General features: G+C 60.3%; 17 protein-coding genes and 2 tRNA genes. 8 read left to right on the top strand and 11 right to left on the bottom strand.

Annotated elements, in window-relative coordinates:
• The first annotated feature begins 11 nt into the window (after positions 1-11).
• A complete protein-coding gene (locus ACUY2T_RS02365) occupies positions 12-1,208 on the top strand; it encodes a L,D-transpeptidase (protein ID WP_448307401.1) in 1,197 nt (398 codons plus the stop codon).
• 20 nt (positions 1,209-1,228) lie between these two features.
• On the opposite strand, the gene ACUY2T_RS02360 is transcribed toward ACUY2T_RS02365, so the two are convergent.
• On the bottom strand, positions 1,229-2,104 hold the full coding sequence (locus ACUY2T_RS02360) for a phytoene/squalene synthase family protein (protein WP_448307399.1): 876 nt from the start codon (positions 2,102-2,104) through the stop codon (positions 1,229-1,231).
• Between the two features lie 382 nt (positions 2,105-2,486).
• Between ACUY2T_RS02360 and ACUY2T_RS02355 the strand changes: the two genes are divergently transcribed.
• Complete coding sequence (locus tag ACUY2T_RS02355; RefSeq protein ID WP_448307397.1) at positions 2,487-2,708, top strand: heavy-metal-associated domain-containing protein; 222 nt, start codon at positions 2,487-2,489, stop codon at positions 2,706-2,708.
• A gap of 29 nt (positions 2,709-2,737) precedes the next feature.
• Here the strand turns inward: ACUY2T_RS02355 and ACUY2T_RS02350 are convergent, their stop codons facing one another.
• The 5 genes from ACUY2T_RS02350 to ACUY2T_RS02330 all read right to left on the bottom strand — a co-directional run bounded on the left by ACUY2T_RS02350 (position 2,738) and on the right by ACUY2T_RS02330 (position 5,687).
• Positions 2,738-3,235: a flavin reductase gene (locus ACUY2T_RS02350; protein WP_434827891.1), complete on the bottom strand. Its 498-nt coding sequence runs from the start codon at positions 3,233-3,235 to the stop codon at positions 2,738-2,740.
• Between the two features lie 27 nt (positions 3,236-3,262).
• Positions 3,263-3,338 (bottom strand) — tRNA-His (locus tag ACUY2T_RS02345).
• A 96-nt stretch (positions 3,339-3,434) separates the two neighbouring features.
• A complete protein-coding gene (orn, locus tag ACUY2T_RS02340; protein ID WP_448307395.1) occupies positions 3,435-4,067 on the bottom strand; it encodes an oligoribonuclease in 633 nt (210 codons plus the stop codon).
• A 58-nt stretch (positions 4,068-4,125) separates the two neighbouring features.
• On the bottom strand, positions 4,126-4,929 hold the full coding sequence (cmrA, locus tag ACUY2T_RS02335) for a mycolate reductase (protein WP_448307479.1): 804 nt from the start codon (positions 4,927-4,929) through the stop codon (positions 4,126-4,128).
• 113 nt (positions 4,930-5,042) lie between these two features.
• Positions 5,043-5,687, bottom strand: a complete 645-nt coding sequence (locus ACUY2T_RS02330) for a CPBP family intramembrane glutamic endopeptidase (RefSeq protein ID WP_448307393.1) — start codon at positions 5,685-5,687, stop codon at positions 5,043-5,045.
• 132 nt (positions 5,688-5,819) lie between these two features.
• Between ACUY2T_RS02330 and ACUY2T_RS02325 the strand changes: the two genes are divergently transcribed.
• Positions 5,820-6,674 (top strand): DUF6882 domain-containing protein, encoded by an 855-nt coding sequence (locus tag ACUY2T_RS02325; RefSeq protein WP_448307391.1) that lies wholly within the window; start codon positions 5,820-5,822, stop codon positions 6,672-6,674.
• 172 nt (positions 6,675-6,846) lie between these two features.
• Here the strand turns inward: ACUY2T_RS02325 and ACUY2T_RS02320 are convergent, their stop codons facing one another.
• Positions 6,847-8,352, bottom strand: a complete 1,506-nt coding sequence (locus tag ACUY2T_RS02320) for an ABC-F family ATP-binding cassette domain-containing protein (protein ID WP_448307389.1) — start codon at positions 8,350-8,352, stop codon at positions 6,847-6,849.
• Between the two features lie 178 nt (positions 8,353-8,530).
• Positions 8,531-8,607, bottom strand: a tRNA-Arg gene (locus tag ACUY2T_RS02315).
• 130 nt (positions 8,608-8,737) lie between these two features.
• Here ACUY2T_RS02315 and ACUY2T_RS02310 point away from each other — a divergent pair.
• The 5 genes from ACUY2T_RS02310 to ACUY2T_RS02290 all read left to right on the top strand — a co-directional run bounded on the left by ACUY2T_RS02310 (position 8,738) and on the right by ACUY2T_RS02290 (position 14,903).
• Positions 8,738-10,948 carry a cytochrome c oxidase assembly protein gene (locus ACUY2T_RS02310; protein WP_448307387.1) on the top strand — a complete coding sequence of 737 codons (2,211 nt, stop codon included), beginning with the start codon at positions 8,738-8,740 and terminating at the stop codon, positions 10,946-10,948.
• Positions 10,949-11,131: 183 nt separating this feature from the next.
• Positions 11,132-11,671, top strand: a complete 540-nt coding sequence (locus ACUY2T_RS02305) for a single-stranded DNA-binding protein (RefSeq protein WP_448307385.1) — start codon at positions 11,132-11,134, stop codon at positions 11,669-11,671.
• Positions 11,672-11,836: 165 nt separating this feature from the next.
• Positions 11,837-13,507 (top strand): energy-dependent translational throttle protein EttA, encoded by a 1,671-nt coding sequence (gene ettA / locus ACUY2T_RS02300; RefSeq protein WP_448307383.1) that lies wholly within the window; start codon positions 11,837-11,839, stop codon positions 13,505-13,507.
• 113 nt (positions 13,508-13,620) lie between these two features.
• Positions 13,621-14,103, top strand: a complete 483-nt coding sequence (locus ACUY2T_RS02295) for an acyl-CoA thioesterase (protein ID WP_448307382.1) — start codon at positions 13,621-13,623, stop codon at positions 14,101-14,103.
• Between the two features lie 83 nt (positions 14,104-14,186).
• Positions 14,187-14,903: a hypothetical protein gene (locus tag ACUY2T_RS02290; RefSeq protein WP_448307380.1), complete on the top strand. Its 717-nt coding sequence runs from the start codon at positions 14,187-14,189 to the stop codon at positions 14,901-14,903.
• A 21-nt stretch (positions 14,904-14,924) separates the two neighbouring features.
• Here ACUY2T_RS02290 and ACUY2T_RS02285 read toward each other — a convergent pair whose 3' ends face one another.
• The 3 genes from ACUY2T_RS02285 to pepN form a co-directional block, all read right to left on the bottom strand.
• Positions 14,925-15,719 carry a TSUP family transporter gene (locus tag ACUY2T_RS02285; protein ID WP_448307379.1) on the bottom strand — a complete coding sequence of 265 codons (795 nt, stop codon included), beginning with the start codon at positions 15,717-15,719 and terminating at the stop codon, positions 14,925-14,927.
• A gap of 2 nt (positions 15,720-15,721) precedes the next feature.
• On the bottom strand, positions 15,722-16,111 hold the full coding sequence (locus ACUY2T_RS02280; RefSeq protein WP_448307377.1) for a globin: 390 nt from the start codon (positions 16,109-16,111) through the stop codon (positions 15,722-15,724).
• A 70-nt stretch (positions 16,112-16,181) separates the two neighbouring features.
• The gene (gene pepN / locus ACUY2T_RS02275) at positions 16,182-18,869 is read right to left on the bottom strand and encodes an aminopeptidase N (RefSeq protein ID WP_448307375.1); all 2,688 of its coding nucleotides are present in this window, start codon (positions 18,867-18,869) and stop codon (positions 16,182-16,184) included.

The following is an 18,869-nucleotide window of genomic DNA, read 5'->3' as shown; positions in this document are numbered from 1 at the left end:
TGGAGTAAGACTTGCGCAGCACCAAGGTTTTGGGTCAAACCTTTTCACGGATCACTGCGGCGTCGCTAAGCGTTGCCCTGGTCGCTTTCACCGCATCGTGCACGATCGACCATAACGACGATCCGAAGATCAGTTCGAACGCCTCGACGAGCGACGGTGAAGGCGAAAAGAAGAACATCGAACTGACCTCCAACATGAAGGACGGTGGCACTGATGTCGACGTCTCCGAGCATGTGCAGGTTAAAGGTAGCCAGAAGATCGACAAGGTCTCGCTGACGAACGACGCGGGCGAGAAAATTAAGGGCAAGTACAACGACGACAAGACCAAGTGGACCGTGCCCACGAAACTCGGCTACTCGCGCACATACACCCTGACCGCGAAGTCCGGCGATAAGCAACTTAAGCAGACCTTTACGACCGTCTCCCCGGCCACGACACTCAACGGCGCGCTGGCCCCGCTCGACGGTTCGACCGTTGGCATCGGCCAGACCATCGCCCTGTACTTCGACGCCCCAGTGGAGGACCGCAAGGCAGTCGAGGATGCCATCACAGTGGAGACCACGCCGAAGGTGGAAGGTGCTTTCTACTGGATCTCGCCCCAGAACCTCCGCTGGCGCCCCAAGGACTATTGGAAGCCAGGCACCAAAGTGAAGGTGAAGGCCAACCTGTATGGCACCAAGCTCGGCGAAGGTGTGTATGGCGGGGAGGACCGCAGTGCAAAGTTCACCATCGGCGATGACGTGCGCGCGGTCGTGGATGACAACACGAAGATGATGACCATCAAGAAGAACGGCAAGACTCTGCAGACCATGCCGGTTTCCTTGGGAAGGGACTACGAGTACCCCACGCCGAATGGTAAGTACATCATCGGCGATCAGTTTGAGACGCTGACCATGGATTCCTCGACGTTCGGCCTGACCGGCGCGGGGTCGTACAAGACTGACGTGCAGTACGCGACGCAGATGAGCTACTCGGGTATTTACATCCATGCGGCTCCGTGGAGCGTGTACGCACAGGGCAACACCAATACTTCCCACGGTTGTGTGAATGTGTCCGTGGAAAACGCCGCCTGGGTGTTTAACAACATGAAGCGTGGCGACATTGTTGAGGTGAAGAACACCCAGGGAGAGACTCTGAATGGTGTCGACGGGTTGGGCGACTGGAACATCCCGTGGAATACCTGGAAGGCCGGCAACGCTAACGGCTAGCGCTGGAGCTAGCCGCGCGCCTAACGCAGGCGTGCAGCGCGGGGGAGGGCACGCGCGATAATCCTCGCCTTCTCGGCTCGCGGCACTTGCACGCGGGCCGTTTTTAGTTGCTCGACGGAGGTGCGGGCGAGCCGCTCATTCAGCGCAGCGAAGAGATCGTGCGCCCCGACAACGCCCACGCGGGCTGATAGCGGCAGCAAGTGCATGGTCGCATAAGCCTGGGCAAGTTCCTCGCGGATCTCTGCGACAAGCTTGGCCTTTGATTCCTCTGTGAGTTTTGGCAGATAGGAACGCTGCAAACCGACCGTATCTTCCTGGTAATCCCGCAGGAAGTTCACCTTTTGGAAGGCGCTACCCAGCGCGTAGGCTCCCGCATCAGTCTCCGCGCGCTGCTCCGGGGTCAGCGGGCGCCCTGCTTCGGCGGCGTGAGCTGCGAATACCGCGTTGCACATCCAGCCGATCACGCTCGCGGAGCCGTGCACGTATGCGCGGAGAGGCAAGGATTTGGCGCTGGGGGCGTCAGAACGCATGGACGCGAAGAAGTCCACCGTCCAGGCGCGGTCGAATCCAGCCCAGCGCGCCGTGAGGGCGAACGCGTGCGCGATGGGGTCGGTGCTGAAGCCGGTGTCTAGCGCCGCGAGGGTGGTGTGTTCGTAGTCGTCGAGGGTCTTTTGGACGCCGCAGGCCGGCTGGCTAAGCGCCTCAGCCGTACCGTCGACGATTTCGTCTGCGATGCGAGCGAGGGCATAGATGTTGCGGATGTGTAGTCTGACGGTTGGTGCGAGGAGTTCGCTGGCCAGGTAAAAGCTGGTGGAGTAATGGCGGATAAAGCTGGCGGCCGCGGAGGTAGAGGCCTGCGTGTACAGCGCGGCGGGGGTGTGGTGGATGCGGGCCATGGTTGATAATGCTATCCCATGGGGGAGGAGTGCCTGTGGGGTGGTGGTTCAGGCCCCGGTGGATTGGTGGTTTGGGTCAGATGTCCAAAATTCCATATCTTAAAACATAACTATTCTATTTGTGCAGGTCAGAGGGGGTGCGAATTTTGCGATTTTTCTACTTTTCGCGTTAACCCGTTGATTTTGGACATTTGCCCTCTGAGAGGGCGGGGGATCGCACGTATCGTGGCGCGTATCGGCGCCGTGAGCCGCTGGATGCGCTGGCTAGTGCGAGGTCCCGCGGAATGAATGTTCCCTGCGAGATGTTGTGCATACCGAGCGCTTCCTAGGCGCCAGAAAAATAAAGCAGAGAAATAAAGCTATGGAAAGAGAGGCTTCCAGCATGACCACATACAGCTACGACGTCAAGGGTATGAGCTGCGGACACTGTGAAAACGCCGTAAAGGAGGAGGTCGCGAACCTTCCGGGCGTTACGAACATCGAGGTCAGTGCAGACAAGGGGCTGCTGACGTTTGAGCATGATGCAACTGCTGGCGAGCTCAGCGATCAGCAAGTTATCGATGCTGTCGACGAGGCGGGCTACGAAGCTATTCGCCGCGCGTAGGGGAGTGGGCCAGGCGGGAGCGCCCGCCGCTAGAAGGGCTGCAGGCCGTCGATGCTGTAGAACTCGTGTCCCAGGAAGAGTAGCGCGGAATCGGCGGAAGTCTCCGATACATCCAACACCTCCGCGGCCACCAGCGTGGCCTCCCCGGCCTGTGCGGTATCTGAAATCCGTGCGCGGATCACGGCTCGGGAGTTCGGAAGTAGCGGCTCGCCAGTCTCCGCGGTTACCCACCCTTGAGATTCCGCGAAGCGGTCCGCGCCCGACGTGGCGAAGGAGTGCGCGATGGGGGACTGGGCGTCACTAAGAAAGTGCACCAACATGCTGCTCGACCGCAGTAATTTGCCAGCCGAACCCGTGCGCTTCATCAGCGAGAAACTGATCGAGAGTGGGTCGAGTGAAAGCGAGGAAACCGACGATGCCGTGAGGCCGACGGGCTCGCCGTCGACGGTTGCGGTGATTAGCGTTACCCCCGCTGGGTGTCCGCGGAAGACATCCCGAAACGCTGTTTGAAGATCGGTGTTACTCATTAGCATCACTAGACCTTTAAAAAAATTTGGGGTGACTGACGGGACTCGAACCCGCGACACCTAGGATCACAACCTAGTGCTCTACCAGCTGAACTACAGTCACCATTGCTGTTGAAAACAGCGGATTTCATGTTAGCCGACACCCCGTGCCTTAACCAAAAGGCCAGTTCGGGAGGCCTGAACGCGGGTTAAAATGGTGCTAGATCGGGAAGCGTTCCGTCGCTGCCTTCGCGGCGGCGTTCACGTCTGCATTGGCCGGGTCGGCCTCCACCAGCATTGCGCGGCGGTAGAAATCCAGTTCGCGGATGGACTCCTTGATGTCCGCCAGCGCCCGGTGCGTCATGCCCTTGGCGGGCTGGCCGTTGTACACGTGCGGGTACCAGCGGCGGGCGAGCTCCTTCAGGCTGGAGACGTCGATCATGCGGTAGTGCAGGTACTGGTCTAGGTGTGGCATATATCGGGTGATGAACTTCCGGTCGACGCTGATGCTGTTGCCTGCCAGCGGTGCGACACCTGCGGTGGGGACGTGCTTCTTCACGTACTCTAGGACTTGTTCTTCGGCTTCTTCCAGCGTGACGTCGGAGGCGCGGATCTGTTCCGTCAGTCCGGATTCGCCGTGCATCTTCGTCACGACGGCATCCATTCGAGCTAGGTCTCGCTCGGTTGCGTGGATCACCACGTCCAGTCCCTCGTCGAGCGGGGTCAGGTCCGCATCCGTCACGATCACTGCGATCTCTACCAGCACGTGTTGGTCCGGGTCGAGGCCCGTCATTTCGCAGTCGACCCACACGAGTCGATCGTTCTTGGCAACTTGGTTCGGGGTGGTGTTCACGGAGGTTCCTTTCTGTTGTTGATAATTCTATGTCGTTTTTGGTGACGCCCCCTCGGAATCAGTCGCTTTCGGTTGCCATTTGGGCGTAGAACTTTCCGACGATGGGCGCGGTGACTTTCCGCGGCAGGTAGGTGGAGACGAAATTCATGGCCTTAGACAGTGGGCCGGGGACTACGCGCAGCTTGTTCTTGGACAGGGCGACCAGGGTGTCGATGGCGCAGTCTTCATAGGTGGTCCAGAGGAAATCCGGTACGGCATCGTCGACTTCGGTGAGCTGCTCGTCCTCCTTGCGGGCTTCGCGCACCGGCCCGGGTGCCAGGAGCGTGCACTTAATGCCGTGATCCTTGAGCTCGTAGTGCAGGGACTCGGTGAAGGTGTTCACCATCGCCTTGGTGCCGACGTAGGTGGCGTTTCCGGGGATGGCCATGTTGCCGGCGGCGGAGCCGACGTTGACGATGCCGCCCTCGCCACGCTCCAGCATGCCGGGGAGCACGGCCTGGGTGAGTTCGTAGAGCGCGGTGGCGTTGAGCTCGAACTGCAGGCGCTCGTAATCCCAGTCGAGGTCCTTGAACTGGCCGAAGGTAGCAATGCCCGCGGAGTTGATGATGATGCTGACCGGGGTGGTGCGCAGCTCCTCCAGCAGCTCTGCGCGGGCGGAGGCATCCGCCAGGTCGACGGAGCGGATTTGCACGTCGCGGTTAGGGAATGCGTCCGCAATCTCCTGCATGGGGGCCACAGTGCGGGCGACCAGGAGCAGGTCGTAGCCGCGCCGGGCGAGCTCCTCGGCGATGGCCTTGCCGATGCCGGAGGAAGCGCCGGTGATCACAGCGTAGGACCCCGGGGTGGGGGCGGGGAGGTCCAGCTCCTCGGACTTCTGGGGCTTGCCCAGGGGGAGGGAACGGAGGGCGTCAATAGGGTTAAAGCGGCTATTCGCAGTCATGGCTACAACCATAGCGGGCGGTGCGGACAAGAGGCTTAGCCAGCGACTCCGAAGACGAGTAGCCCGACGACCAGGTTGTTCAGCATATGAACGATGAATCCCGCCCATAGTGTGCCGTGCCACCTGGTGATCAGTGCGCAAGAGATGCCGAGGAAGGCCGTAAAGAGGATAGCCGGCGGGGAGACGTGAGCCAGACCGAAAAGCAGTGAGCTGAACAGGACACTCAGGGCAGCTGGCATTAGCGTGTCGAAGTAGCCCATGAGAACCCGACGGAAGACCAACTCCTCGAGGAACGGACCAAGCAGCAGATACGCCAGGAGGACGAGGAGGATGGGGAGGGTCTGCCCGGATTCGCCTGCGCTAGTCAAGGTCGAGGAACGCTCGCCATTTTCCATTCCCAAGATTGAGGCGACAAATGCCGTGGCAGCGCCGGCTGCGATGATTGCCACTGGAGTCTGCCAGAGCAGATGCCAACCTCTTTTAGAGAGTGAAGTGAAGCCAGTTTCGATGTCCTGTTTCCGCAGGTAGCGAACCAAAAGCCAGGTGGGCAGGCCGAGGGCGATGATGAGCATGAATGGCAGAGCGCCGAGGACTACTCCCTTGTCCAGGGAGAGCTTTGCCAAGCCCAACGCCTGGACTGCGAGGAGCCCGTAAGCGGAGAGGAGAGCTGCTACGGACACTAATGCGTCCTTAGTACGAGGAGGGGTTAGTTGTCGGTAGGTCATGGATCCTTTCGCAGGTGAGGCTGCGTGAAGCATGGGCTGTATGAAACAGGCTCAGCGAGCTGAACTGGGCGGTGTTAGTTTAATCACATGATTCCCGATATTCGCAGAGTTGGACAACACGCTGCGCTGTACGCCCATGCGCGCTGTGAGCACATCATGGAACAGATCGAAGACCGCGTTGGCGATGACTGGGGAATTGCCGTAGGCGAAATTGAAGGCGAGCAGTACTACCAGTTTCAGGGGCGGGTTAAGCTCGCCAATGCTCGAGTGGAGCTAGTCGCTACCGTTGACGTGGAGTCTGCGACTCTTAAGTGGGAATGGGCCGATGAAGCGGCTGTTTCCGGAGCTGCAGAACTTGGTCGGCGCCTTGCTGCGGAAGTGATGCGCGAATGGGGTGAGGAACAAGACCTGCCAGGGTTTACGACCCCAGTTGTGCCTTACGAGGTTCCCGAGTGGGACGGCGATGAAGCTGAATCGGGTAGCGGGGAAGACACAGAAAATGAGGAAGGCGAAGAAGACGACGAGCTGTATGCGCAGTCAATCGCAGCGGCAGCCGTTTCGGAGGATGTAGGGGATAGCGCGTTCGAAATATTTGGTTCGCATGCTTGTTACGCAAGCATTCCGAGCGAAGACGAATCCGAGATCCGGATTTACTTGATGGATTCGTTCAACCCACCGATGGAGGAGACGGATCTGTCGGTGATGTTCGTCAAGTTCGACGCCATATTGTTGGAATGCGACGATCCGGTGTGGAGCATCGAAGGGATTGCTTATCAGCGCGAGGACTGGACGGTCGAGGAAATCGAGCCGGACAACAAGCAACGCGCGTGGAAGATTGCGGACAGCGAGGGACGCTTCTTCGTGGTGGAGTTGAGCTTCAACGAAGACGGCACGATCGCAGAGCTTGGCAAGAAGGGGCTGCTTACAGAAGAAGGTGCCTGACGAAATCCGTCAGACACCCAAGCTAAGAAACGAAACCGGCGCCCCGGAAAAGAAAAACCGAGACGCCAGTTTGTCCATGATGCCGCGACGTATAACAGCACTGCCTGAGCACATTTGAGGTGTCGATTATGCGCCCGTTTTCGTGTGCCGACTGGCCCATTGCAAAGTGCGTTTAAAGCTCGATGGTGCGATCCAGCGAAAGGCGCGAACAGAAGTGTTCATCGTGGCTGACGACGAGTAACGCTCCGCGGTAAGCGGAGAGGACGTCGACAAGCCAGTCCACGGTGGGGATATCCAAGTTGTTAGTCGGCTCGTCTAGTAGCAGGAACTGCGGTGCGGGGGAAGCAAGCAGCACGCGTGCGCACTCGGCACGGAACCGCTCGCCTCCGGAAAGTTGCCCCACTGGCGCGTGGACACTGTCATTCTGGAACAACAGTTGTGCTAGCTTGTCGCGGATAAACTGCGGGTCAGCCTGCGGATTGCTTTCCGCGACCAGCTCCCACACACTCTTGTCCGCTGGCAATGTGATGCGTTGACGTAAATAGCCGCGGGGAAGCGCATAGTCGACGTCGCCGCTGGCAATCCGGTTGAGAAACGTAGTTTTTCCCGACCCATTGGCACCGGCGAGTCGGACGCGTTCGGGGCCGACGATTGTCAACAGCTCGCTGCTCAGAACCCGCGTGGCATTGGGTAGGCTGGTATCGGGAAGCTCGATGTGAACGTGAGTGTCCTCCCGCAACCTAAGTTGTGCTAAGTCATAACCTTCCCGAGCTTGTGACACCGAGGCTGCGGCATCACGGGCACGCTTGGCTGACGAGACCTGGGATCGGTTCTTATCATTTCCCATGGCCATACCAGGCTTGCGTTTGGAGGTAGCGAACTCTTTACCTCGGCGGGCGTTACGGGCAAGCCGTGTCTGCATCTCGGCACGTTGGCGAACTTCCTTGTGATAGGAGGCTTTGGCCTCACTTACTTCGGCCCGCACGGTTTCCTGTTCGTGGTCGATGGTTTGACGGTAGTGCTCAAAGTTCCCGCTAAACATACGTAATGATCCGTGATAGAGCTCAGCTATCTCGTCGGCGTGGTTGAGCAGCTCCCGATCATGCGAGATGACCACCATGGGCGCCGGGGAAGCGTCAATCATATGCAGGAGGCGCTCCCTGGCAGCGGCGTCGAGATTGTTCGTGGGTTCATCAAGAATGATCATCTCTGGTTGGGAGAAAAACAGTGCCGTCAGCGCCACAGCGACGGCCTCTCCTCCCGACAAGTTGCCGACGCTGCGAGAAAGGGAAAAGTTCAATCCCGACGCGCTAAGAGCGGCCTGGATCCTCTCCTTGAGATCCCAGTTGTCAGCAACGATGGCCGCGAGTTCCTCGGAGTAGTTGCCCGCTTCGATTTCCGCTAGGGCATCTAAAATCTCGCGGGCCTTGAATACGTCTGCGATGGTATCGGTCACTTTGAGCCCTAGATCTTGGTCTAGGTAGCCGATTTTAGGGGCCGTAACGGTACCAGAAGTGGGTTGATAGATGCCGGCCAACACCTTAGCGAGAGTCGATTTTCCTGAGCCATTAGCACCGACAAGGCCGGTGAAATGCGCGCCGAATGTGGCGCTTAAATCTGAGAAACAAGGAGCGCCGTCTGGCCAGGTAAAAGAGAGATGGGAAAAAGAAATATGCATGCCAAGTTCCGCCTTCGAGCCAACGATGATTAAGGGAGCGTCGAATTAGGAACGGATCTTCATAGGGCGAAACCGTACTTCAAACCAATCTGAGTGTCAATGCTCACTAACTGTAGAAGTGCGCATGATGGTCTGCTGGGGTACACCCCAAACGAACAGTTGTCCGAGGTCAGGACAATGGCGCCCCCGGCAGGACTCGAACCCGCGACACATGGGGTAGAAACCCACTGCTCTAATCCACTGAGCTACGGAGGCATACGAGTAGATAATAATGCACGTGCCCGCGCACTGAAATCGCGGGGCAGCCATGCCGCCGCTGTGACGCAACCAACATCACAAAAGCAGGAAGTTCACCCTGTCCGGAGCGCAGGGTAAGGTTCGAAACATGTCCTCCCAGGCAGATCAGGAAGCTAAGCAAGAAGCGCCAGCCAAGCCCGCACAGGCGGAAGCGCAAACCCCGACCCAGCCCGCGAAGCTGGGCAGCCCCGGCCTCGTGTACCTCATCGGCGCTCTCGTCGCCGGGTGTTTCGGCGCGGTCATCGGCTACTCCTTCCTCGGCGAATCGCTCGCCCTGCTGGGCATTCCGGATCCCGGCCCGCTGACTACCGTCGGCCTGCCCTTCGTCCGCGGCGCGGCGATCTTTATCGGCTGCCTGGGGCTCGGCGGATTCCTTATGTCCGCCTTCGGCACGCCCCCGGATAAGCAGGGGTACCTTACGCTCGACGGCTTCCGTGCCGCCCGCACGGGCACCTGGGGAATGATCGGCTTCGCACTCCTGTCGTTCCTGCTGATCCCCATGTACATGTCGGACATTTCCGGTAGCCCCCTCACAGAGGTTCTTAAGCCCGAGTACTGGGGGATTGCGCTGGATCAGGTGTCGGCGTCAAAGGCTTGGCTCTGGGTTGCCATCTTCGCTGGCGTGGCCGGTGGGCTGTCTCTGCTCACGCGGAAGTGGATCTGGCAGCCGATCTTCCTGGCGCTGTCGGTCCTTTCGCTGATTCCGCTGGCGCTGGAGGGGCACTCCGCGGCGGGCGGTAACCACGACTACGGTGTGAACTCGCTGCTCTGGCACATCATCTGCGTCTCGCTGTGGGTGGGTGGCTTGCTGGCCCTGCTGGCGCACGCGAAGCGCCGCGGCCCGCACCTGGCCCTCCTCGTCCAGCGCTACAGCACCCTGGCGCTGTTTTGCATCATCGCCGTTGCGATCTCCGGCTTCATCAATGCACTGCTGCGCGTCCATCTGGACGAGCTCTTCACCACCCAGTACGGCCTGGTCATCGTCGCAAAAATGGTCATGACTTTGTTCCTGGCCTGGTTCGGTTGGGAGCAGCGCTCCCGCATCATCCCGAAGCTGCGCGACGGCGAGGGCGAAAGCGGCAAGACCACTAGTGCCCAGCGCAAGCCGTTCATCCGCTTCGCTGCCCTGGAAATCTTCATCATGGCCGCCACCATCGGCATCGCCGTGTCCCTCGGCCGCATCCCGCCGCCGATCGAGCAGGTCATTGACCTCACGCAGCAGGACGTACTGCTGGGCTACACCCTCACCGAGCCGCCAAGTATCGGGCGCTACTTCACCATGTTCCGCCTGGACCTCATCTTCGGCGTGGGTGCGATCCTCCTCCAGGCCGGGTACATGTGGGCCTGGTGGAGCATCCGGAAGCGCGGCATCGAGTGGCCCATCCAGCGCCTGATCTGGTGGACTGCCGGCAACGTCACCTTGCTGTTCGCCACCAGCTCCGGCCTGGGCATGTACTCCATGGCGCTGTTCGGCCCGCATATGCTGCAGCACGTCATTCTCTCCATGGCCGTGCCCGTGTTCTGGGTCCTCGGTGGCCCCATGACGCTCCTGCTGCGCGCCCTGCCCGCCGCCGGTCGCAACGGCGTGCCCGGCCCGCGCGAATGGTTGGTCGTGTTCATCAACAACCCCTTCTCGCGCTTCCTGACGCACCCTATCGTCGCCGGAACGCAGTTCGTTGTCGGCTTCTATTACCTCTATCTTTCGCCGCTTTTTGACGCCATCGCGGGTGAGCATGCCGGGCACCTGTTCATGATGCTGCACTTCATCATCTCGGGGTACATCTTCTATTGGGTGATCATCGGCGTGGATGCCGCACCGCGGAACCTCTCGCCGTTCATCAAGATGCTGACTCTATTTGCGATGGTGACCTTCCACGCATGGTTCGGTATCGCAATGATGCAAATTTCCGAGCCGCTGAACGCAGAGTTCTACAACCAGCTGGACTTCCCATTCCCAGTGGACCTGGACCACCAGCAGTACCTGGGCGGCAGCATCACCTGGGCTCTGGGCGAAATTCCGCTGCTGGTGGTTTCCATCGCCCACGGGTTCCAATGGCTGCGCTCTGACCGGCGCGAGGCCAAGCGCTTCGACCGCCGTGAAGAGCGCACGGGTGACGAAGAGCTGGAGGCGTACAACGCGATGCTGGCTGGGCTCTCTAGCGGGCAGATCGATACCGGCAACCGCGCGTACTACGGCGATGATTACCACGACCAGGACATTCAGAGCACGCTGCACTCGGCCAAACACAAGTCGCAGCACAAGGCCAAGTACAGGCAAGAACACAAAAAGTCGGACTAACGCACACCCGGCCGCGAACTGTCAACCCCCTTCCTTCCAGCCTGTGGATAAGCGCCTTTGAAGGGCAGAGTTGTCCACAGGGTGGCGTCACGAAGAAAAAGAAAAACCCCGAAACGCGCTAACAATAAAGCCACGCGCCGGGGAACAAGCTTCGGTGCGACAACAAGGAAGGGGACAAGTCAGATGAGCAACAATCTGGCGCAGGCATATCTGGTGGGGAACGCGGTTGACCACCCGCAGATTCGGATCAAAGGGCTGGACGGCGGGCCCACACTCACCACGTTCCGCGTGGCGATGAACCACCGCTACCAAGGCGCGGACGGGCAGTGGAAGGACGGCGACCCGTGCTACATGGAAGTGCAGTGCTGGGGAGCGCTGGGCGACAACGTCAGCGCGACGGTGTGCAAGGGGATGTCCGTGATCGTCGTCGGACGCATCGTGCAGAGCACGTGGGAAGCCAACGGCGAAGATGGCCAGCCCGTGACCCGCAGCGTGCTGCGCGTGCGTGCGACTCACGTGGGTCCGGACCTGAGCGCCCGGAACGTGTTGGTGAACGTCCGCAAGGCAGTGGAGCAGAACGCGCAGCAGGGTGCTGGGCAGGCTGTTGGGCAGGCTGCGGAGATGGGTGCAGTGCAGAACTCTGCGGAGAACCCCAGCGGCTCGCCGGAGCTGGTGGGAGTCGGCGCAGGCGGCCAGGAAGAGGAAGTGGAACCTGCGTTCTAAGCGGCAAGCCAAGCGCTTAATGGGCGCATAATGGGCGCTAAAGGGTGAGGCCGACCTGGGCTGCTCGGGGGAGTAGCCCAGGTCGGCCTTCGCACGGTGGCACCACGTACACTGGGTGGGCGAATACATTGGGACACTAACCACGAAAGGTCAAAAGAGTTCACCGTGGGCGAGTTCATTTACACCATGAAGAACGTGCGCAAGGCGCACGGCGACAAAGTCATCCTGGATAACGTCACGATGGCGTTCTACCCCGGCGCCAAGATCGGCGTGGTGGGCCCGAACGGTGCAGGTAAGTCCTCCATCCTGAAGATCATGGCTGGCATCGACCAGCCCTCCAACGGCGAGGCTTTCCTGGACCCCGGCGCAACCGTCGGCATCCTGCTACAGGAGCCGCCGCTGAACGAGGAAAAGACCGTTCGCCAGAACGTCGAAGAGGGCATGGGCGAGATCTTCGAAATCCGCCAGCGCTACGAAGAGATCGCCGAAGAAATGGCCACCAACTACACCGACGAGTTGATGGAAGAGATGACGACTCTGCAGGAGAAGATCGACGCTGCAGATGCGTGGGAGCTGGACTCCAAGATCGAGCAGGCCATGGAAGCGCTGCGCTGCCCGCCGTCCGATGAGCCGGTGACCCACCTCTCCGGTGGTGAGCGCCGCCGCGTGGCCCTGGCGAAGCTGCTGCTTTCCGAGCCGGACCTGCTGCTGCTCGACGAGCCCACTAACCACCTGGACGCCGAGTCCGTGCTGTGGCTGGAGCAGCACCTGAAGGACTACAAGGGTGCCGTCCTGGCCGTCACCCACGACCGCTACTTCCTGGACCACGTCGCCGGCTGGATCTGTGAGGTCGACCGCGGCAAGCTGTACCCCTACGAGGGCAACTACTCCACCTACCTGGAGACCAAGGCCAAGCGCCTGGAGGTCGCCGGTAAGAAGGACGCGAAGCTGCAGAAGCGACTCAAGGAAGAGCTGCAGTGGGTCCGCTCCGGTGCGAAGGCTCGCCAGGCGAAGAACAAGGCGCGTCTGCAGCGCTACGAGGAGATGGCAGCCGAGGCGGAGAAGTACAAGAAGCTGGACTTCGAAGAGATCCAGATTCCGACCCCGCCACGCCTGGGCAACCAGGTGGTCGAGGTCAAGGATCTGAACAAGGGATTCGACGGCCGCACCCTGATCAAGGACCTGTCGTTCACCCTGCCGCGCAACGGCATCGTGGGCGTCATCGGTCCGAACGGTGTGGGTAAGACCACCCTGTTTAAGACCATCGTTGGCCTGGAAGAGCCGGATTCTGGCGAAGTGAAGGTCGGCTCCACCGTGCAGCTGAGCTACGTGGACCAGAACCGCGAGAACATCGACCCGGAGCAGACCGTCTGGGAGGTCGTTTCCGACGGCCTGGACTACATCCACGTCGGCCAGAACGAAATGCCTTCCCGCGCGTACCTGTCCGCGTTCGGCTTCAAGGGCCCGGACCAGCAGAAGCCTTCCAAGGTGCTGTCCGGCGGTGAGCGCAACCGCCTGAACCTGGCACTGACGCTGAAGCAGGGCGGCAACCTGATCCTGCTGGATGAGCCGACTAACGACCTGGACGTCGAGACCCTGTCCTCCCTGGAGAACGCTCTGCAGCAGTTCCCGGGCTGCGCCGTGGTCATTTCGCACGACCGCTGGTTCCTGGATCGCACCTGTACTCACATCCTGGCTTGGGAAGGCAACGTTGCCGAGGGGCAGTGGTACTGGTTCGAGGGTAACTTCGAGGATTACGAGAAGAACAAGGTCGATCGCCTTGGCCCGGAGGCTGCACGCCCGCACCGCGTGACGCACCGCAAGCTGACTCGCTAGGTGTTTTCCTCGCTTAAAACCGTGTAACAACGTGAACCAATGTGAAGGGTGTGGCAAGATTGGTTCACGAAACAAAAGTTACTTGTGAGGTTCAAAGCGAGGTTTTAAACGCAATGCCCTTCATCGACCACGAGCCCACCGGGACTCGCTGGCACACATGCCACCGCGAACTCCGGTGGTCCGATTTCGACCAATACCAGCACGTCAACAACGCAAGATACCTGGAATTTGGCCAAGACGCGCGAATGGTCTTCCTCAAAGACGTGCTGATGGAGATGGACATAGCGGTTCCCCCGATGTTCGCGCGCCACACCACCATCGACTACCCGTACCCCCTGTCGCCGGGGGAGTCGGAAGTGGCCGTCGCCTCCTACTTCATCGGCGTGGGACGTAAGTCCTGCACAATGCGCCAGGTAATCCAGGATTCCATCGGGCGAGTGACCTGCACTATCGATGCCGTGATGGTGGGAATCGACGTGATGAGTGGCAAGTCCCGCGAATGGAATGAGCAGGACATCCATAACCTTAATCTTTTCCTCATTCCCGGTGACGAGGAAGTCGTCACCAGCCAAGCTGCCACCGCCGCCCGCTACTAGCTGAGCGATAATGCGTTGCTAGATGTTGCGCTACTCACCTATGCGAGCTTTGGCTCGGAGGGAGGGGCTAAGGTGGGGGAATTATGGGCGTCACAATCGATCTGCAGGGAATAGTTGACTCGCGATCCGCGACCGCGGCGGTGAGCGCCACGCGGCGCGCAGGCGCAGTGATGAAACGCGCGCTGGTGATGGATCCGGGTGCGCTCGTGCGCTTAGGTGCTGTGGGGGAGCGGTCGACGGATCTTTTTATTTCGACGCCACTAGGCTGCGTTGTTTCTGTGCGTGTACCAGGGCAGGTAAGCGGCGCGGGTAAGACAGGTTCCGTGGCCTATGCTAGCGAGGCACTGGGGGCAATCGTTGCGTTTGAACCCGGCCAGCAGCTCCTGGACCTGGGAGCGGACATGGATTTGATGTGGATGGGGTCGCTGCCTCCGCAGCAGGGGTTTGAGCTGATCGACACGGTGCCGGGAAGCGTGGTGCGCACACTGCACGCAGATATGGCAGCGGAAAATGAAGCGAACTCTGGCCCCATGGGCATCGCCCGTAGCCTGCTGGAACAGCAGGTTCTTTCGGTGAAACGCTCGGACGGTAGCGACGCCACCACCTCCGTCGCGCTCGAAGGCCGAACCATCGCGGCGCTCGGCGGCCTGCGTTTGGTTCCAGAGCCTGGGGAGAAGCTGCGGGACTATGACTTCGTTCGCGTGAGCGCCGGTGGGAGTTGGATCCGCATTGACGCGCTGGTGGGAAGCGTATATGCGCCACGACCCGGTGGGCTGGCGCGGGTTCCCGGACCGCGCTAGGGCCGCGAAGACTTAGGCGACCTAGGAACCGGCGTAAATGTCGTAGCCCAATTTGACGCTCATAACTACGACGATAACTAGCAATGCAATGCGTACGAAGCCCGTTCCTTTGGATAGAACAAGACGTGCTCCGACTTGTGCACCGGCTACGTTAAAGGCCGCCAAGGCCAGACCGAAGAGCCAGATCACGTGGCCGCCGATGGCGAATACGGTAAGGGCGCCCAAGTTGGTGGCGATGTTGATGATCTTTGCTAGGACGGCAGACTCCACGAAGGACTTGCTGAGAAGTGCCGTGAACGCGATGATCAGGAACGTGCCTGTGCCCGGTCCGAAGAAACCGTCGTAGGTGGCGATAATTCCGACTGCGAAGAGTCCTACGAGCCAGCGGTGGCGGTTCTGTGCCGATGCATGTTGAGGTTTACCGAAGCCGGGGTTGAAGGCAACATAGGTTCCGACTGCCAGCAGAAGGAAGATCACCAGAGGCCTTAGCGCCTCGGAGCTCAGCATCGATACCAAGAGCGCACCCGACGCCGCACAGGCGAAAGCGAGCGGCACCCCAAACGCCACCAGTTTGCGGTCGATTTTCTGGCGAATATCGGATGCCCGCAGCATGCGAGCGACGGCAGATGAAGTTCCGAAAACAGCCGCAAGTTTGTTCGTTGCCATTGCTGCGGCTTCGGGTGTTGCTGGTGCGACGATCAGAATCAGGGGAATGAGGATCAGTCCGCCTCCGCCGACGATGGCATCGATCGTCCCTGCAACGAAGGACCCCACCGCGAGGATCGAAAATGTTTCGGCGGAAAGCTCGGCTAGCATCCTTAGATCTCGTCAGGGGTATTCACCAGCATGTGCGCGACTCTTTCCATGTGATCCCACATTGCCGCGCGGTGCTCATCGGGCAGTTGCTCGCGGTCGATGGTGGCCAAGGCGTTGCCCATGAGCTCAAGCCAGCGGTCGCGGGCGGCCGTATCGATGCGGAAAGGGGCGTGGCGCATCCGCAGGCGAGGGTGGCCGCGTCGAGCGTTGAACTCTGCAGGGCCGCCCCAATACTGCACCAGGAACCAGCGCAGGCGATCTTCGGCGCCCTCGAGGTCGTCCTCCGGGTACATCGGCCTAAGGATATCGTCGGTGCGAACCTGGCGATAGAACTCGTGCACGATGGCGCGAAACGTTTCCTCACCAACAGCGTCGTAGAAGCTAGAAGTCATGCCTCAACCTTATCTGTTTGTAGAGCGTGAACAGCCCAGTTACTGATCCTTTGGTTCTTTCGCGAGCCTTCTAGTGAGCCTTCGCGTCGAAAGCCTGAGCGGCCTTGGCGCGAGCCACCCGGTCGCGTCCCTCGGAAAGCACGCGGCGGAGACCACTCGGGGTGTCCTCGGCCTGCACGAGTTCGGCAATGGCGGCATCCGTGGATTCGCTGTGATCCCAAGTGGGGTAAATGCCCTCCAGGGTGCGCAGTGCCATCTCGGAGTTCAGTGACTTCCAGTACTCCACGGCGTGGGCGATGTAATCCTCGCTGAACTGCTGCAGCAGGTCGCCGTGGCCGACGTGCACAAGGCCCGCGTTGCGGTGGCGCAGGCTCAGGTTGCTCTGCTGTGGCGCTTCCACGGTCAACGCACGCCAGACCTGCTGCTTGGTCTGCTCATCCGGTATGGAGGAGCGGGCCTGCAGCGCCAATGCTGCACCACTGGAGGAGTTGTCCTTGGACTCTTCGGCGGCGATGCGCGCCTCTACCTGTGCAGTGGATTCTCCAGTGGCGCGGGCAGCAGCGGTAAGCGCAATGATCACTGCCCAACGCAGATCCTGGTCCACGTTGAGCCCAGGGATCGTTTCGCCATCGCCTTCCGATGCGCCAGTTTCGCCCAGCAGTGCGCGCAGAACAGAAGCCGACTCTGCGGAGTGCACACAGCCCACGAACGCGCGGACAAATGCCAATTGCGCCGGGCCGCTAGTCTTGTGCGCCGCAGCTAGGAAAGCCTCGCGCAGTTGCGTCCAGCCTTCATCCGTCCAATCCGCGGCCGCATAATTCTCAGCTGCCGAGCGTGCCTGAGCCAGGATCTGCTCCAACACTGCCAGCTCCGTTTCCTCCACCGCGCCACCAGCGACCAGGCGGATAAAGTCACGTGCCCGCATATTCGCATTGCGCGTCATCTGCCAGGCAGCAGACCACACCAGGGCGCGTGCCATCGGATCAGCAATGCGGGCAATGTTCGGCACCTCCTCGCCTCCGATCGCTGTGGTCAGTGACGCCTCATCCAGCGCCATGTTGCCGTAGGCCAGGTCGTCGTCATTAACCAGCACCATGTCACCAGCAGGGACACCAACCAGCTCCGGCACCTCGGTGCTCTCGCCGGAAATGTCCAGCTCCACCCGCTTGGTGCGCTGTAAAGCGCCAGCGTCATCAAAGTTGTAAATGCCCACGGCAATGCGGTGAGTACGAGTCTCACCCGCGCCGGGCTGTGCGCCAGACTGTTCTACGGCGAAGGAAGTGTAGGATCCGTCGGCCACGTCGAAGGCCGGAGTCAGCGTATTAATGCCCGTGGTTCGTAGCCACTGATTCGACCAATCGGACAAGTCGCGACCCGATGCCTTTTCCAAAGCTCCCAGTAGATCCGCAAACGTCGCATTACCCCAGGCGTGAGAGGCGAAGTGCGCGCGGATGCCCGCAAAGAACTCCTCCAGCCCCACGTACGCCGCCAGTTGCTTCAGCACACTGGCACCCTTGGCATAGGTGATGCCGTCGAAGTTGGCCTCCACCGTCTCAATATCGCCTGCATCGGAGAACACTGGGTGGGTAGAGGAAAGCTGATCCTGCGCATATGCCCAGGCTTTTTCCTTGCTGTTGAAGGTCACCCACGCCGTGTCATACTTCGTCGCGCCGGCCTGGCTCATGGCCGCAGACCAAGTAGCGAAGGATTCGTTCAACCACAGGTCATCCCACCACTTCATCGTCACCAAGTCGCCGAACCACATGTGCGCCAGCTCGTGCAAGATCGTATCCGCACGGCGCTCGTACTGGTAATGGCTGGCCGCGGAGCGGAAGATGTACTCGTCGCGGATCGTCACCGCACCCGCATTTTCCATCGCGCCCATGTTGTACTCCGGGCAGAAGATTTGATCGTACTTGTAGAACGGGTAGCCAATGCCGAACTTATCTGCGTAGTAGTCGAAGCCTTGCTTCGTCACCTCAAAAAGCTCATCGGCATCCAGATATTCCGCCAGCGACTGACGGCAGAATAGCGCGAGAGGAACTCGCATTTCCCCGCTGGTCTGGAGGTTCTCACCCAGTGGATTGTTGCTCAGCGCTTCTACGGTCTCCGGGTGCTCAGTGATCGTGCCCCGCCACTCGTCGCGCACCACGTGCCACGGTCCAACGCAAAACGCAATGAGGTAGGTAGACAACAGGTAGTCCACACTAGCCCTGTGCTGTTTGCTTTGGACGCCCTCAACCTCCTCTACAGCAACCTCATTGTTCGTCACCACAGTCCACTCGGCGGGAGTGGTCAGCTCCACGTCGTACGTCGCCTTGATATCCGGCTGGTCGAAGCAAGCGAAGACCCGCTTGGCATCCGCCGTTTCAAACTGGGTGTACATATAAGCCTGGTTATCGCTGGGGTCGAAGAAGCGGTGCAGGCCCTGGCCCGTGCTGGAGTAGGGGATCTCCGCTTCTACTACTACCTCGTGCTGGCCGCTGGGCAGGCCTTCCAGCGGAATCCCCGCTGCGGCGTCATAGGTAAAACCACCGAGCGCTTCGCCATCGAGCTCTGCCCGCAGCAGCGAGTCAGCGCGCAGGTCGAGAAAGGTAGACCCGGCGTCAGAGGTGAAGCTGATGCGCGTCAGCGAGCGAAAGTACTTGTTATCGGGCTGCTCGCCGCCGGTGAGGTCGAGTTGGATGGTGTAGTGAACATCGCTGATGAGGCTTACGCGGTGCTCGGCTTCTGTACGGGTTAGGTTTATGGAACTCAT

The sequence above is a fragment of the Corynebacterium sp. 22-2729 genome (genome assembly GCF_053479475.1).
This window is presented reverse-complemented; position numbering and strand designations above follow the sequence as displayed.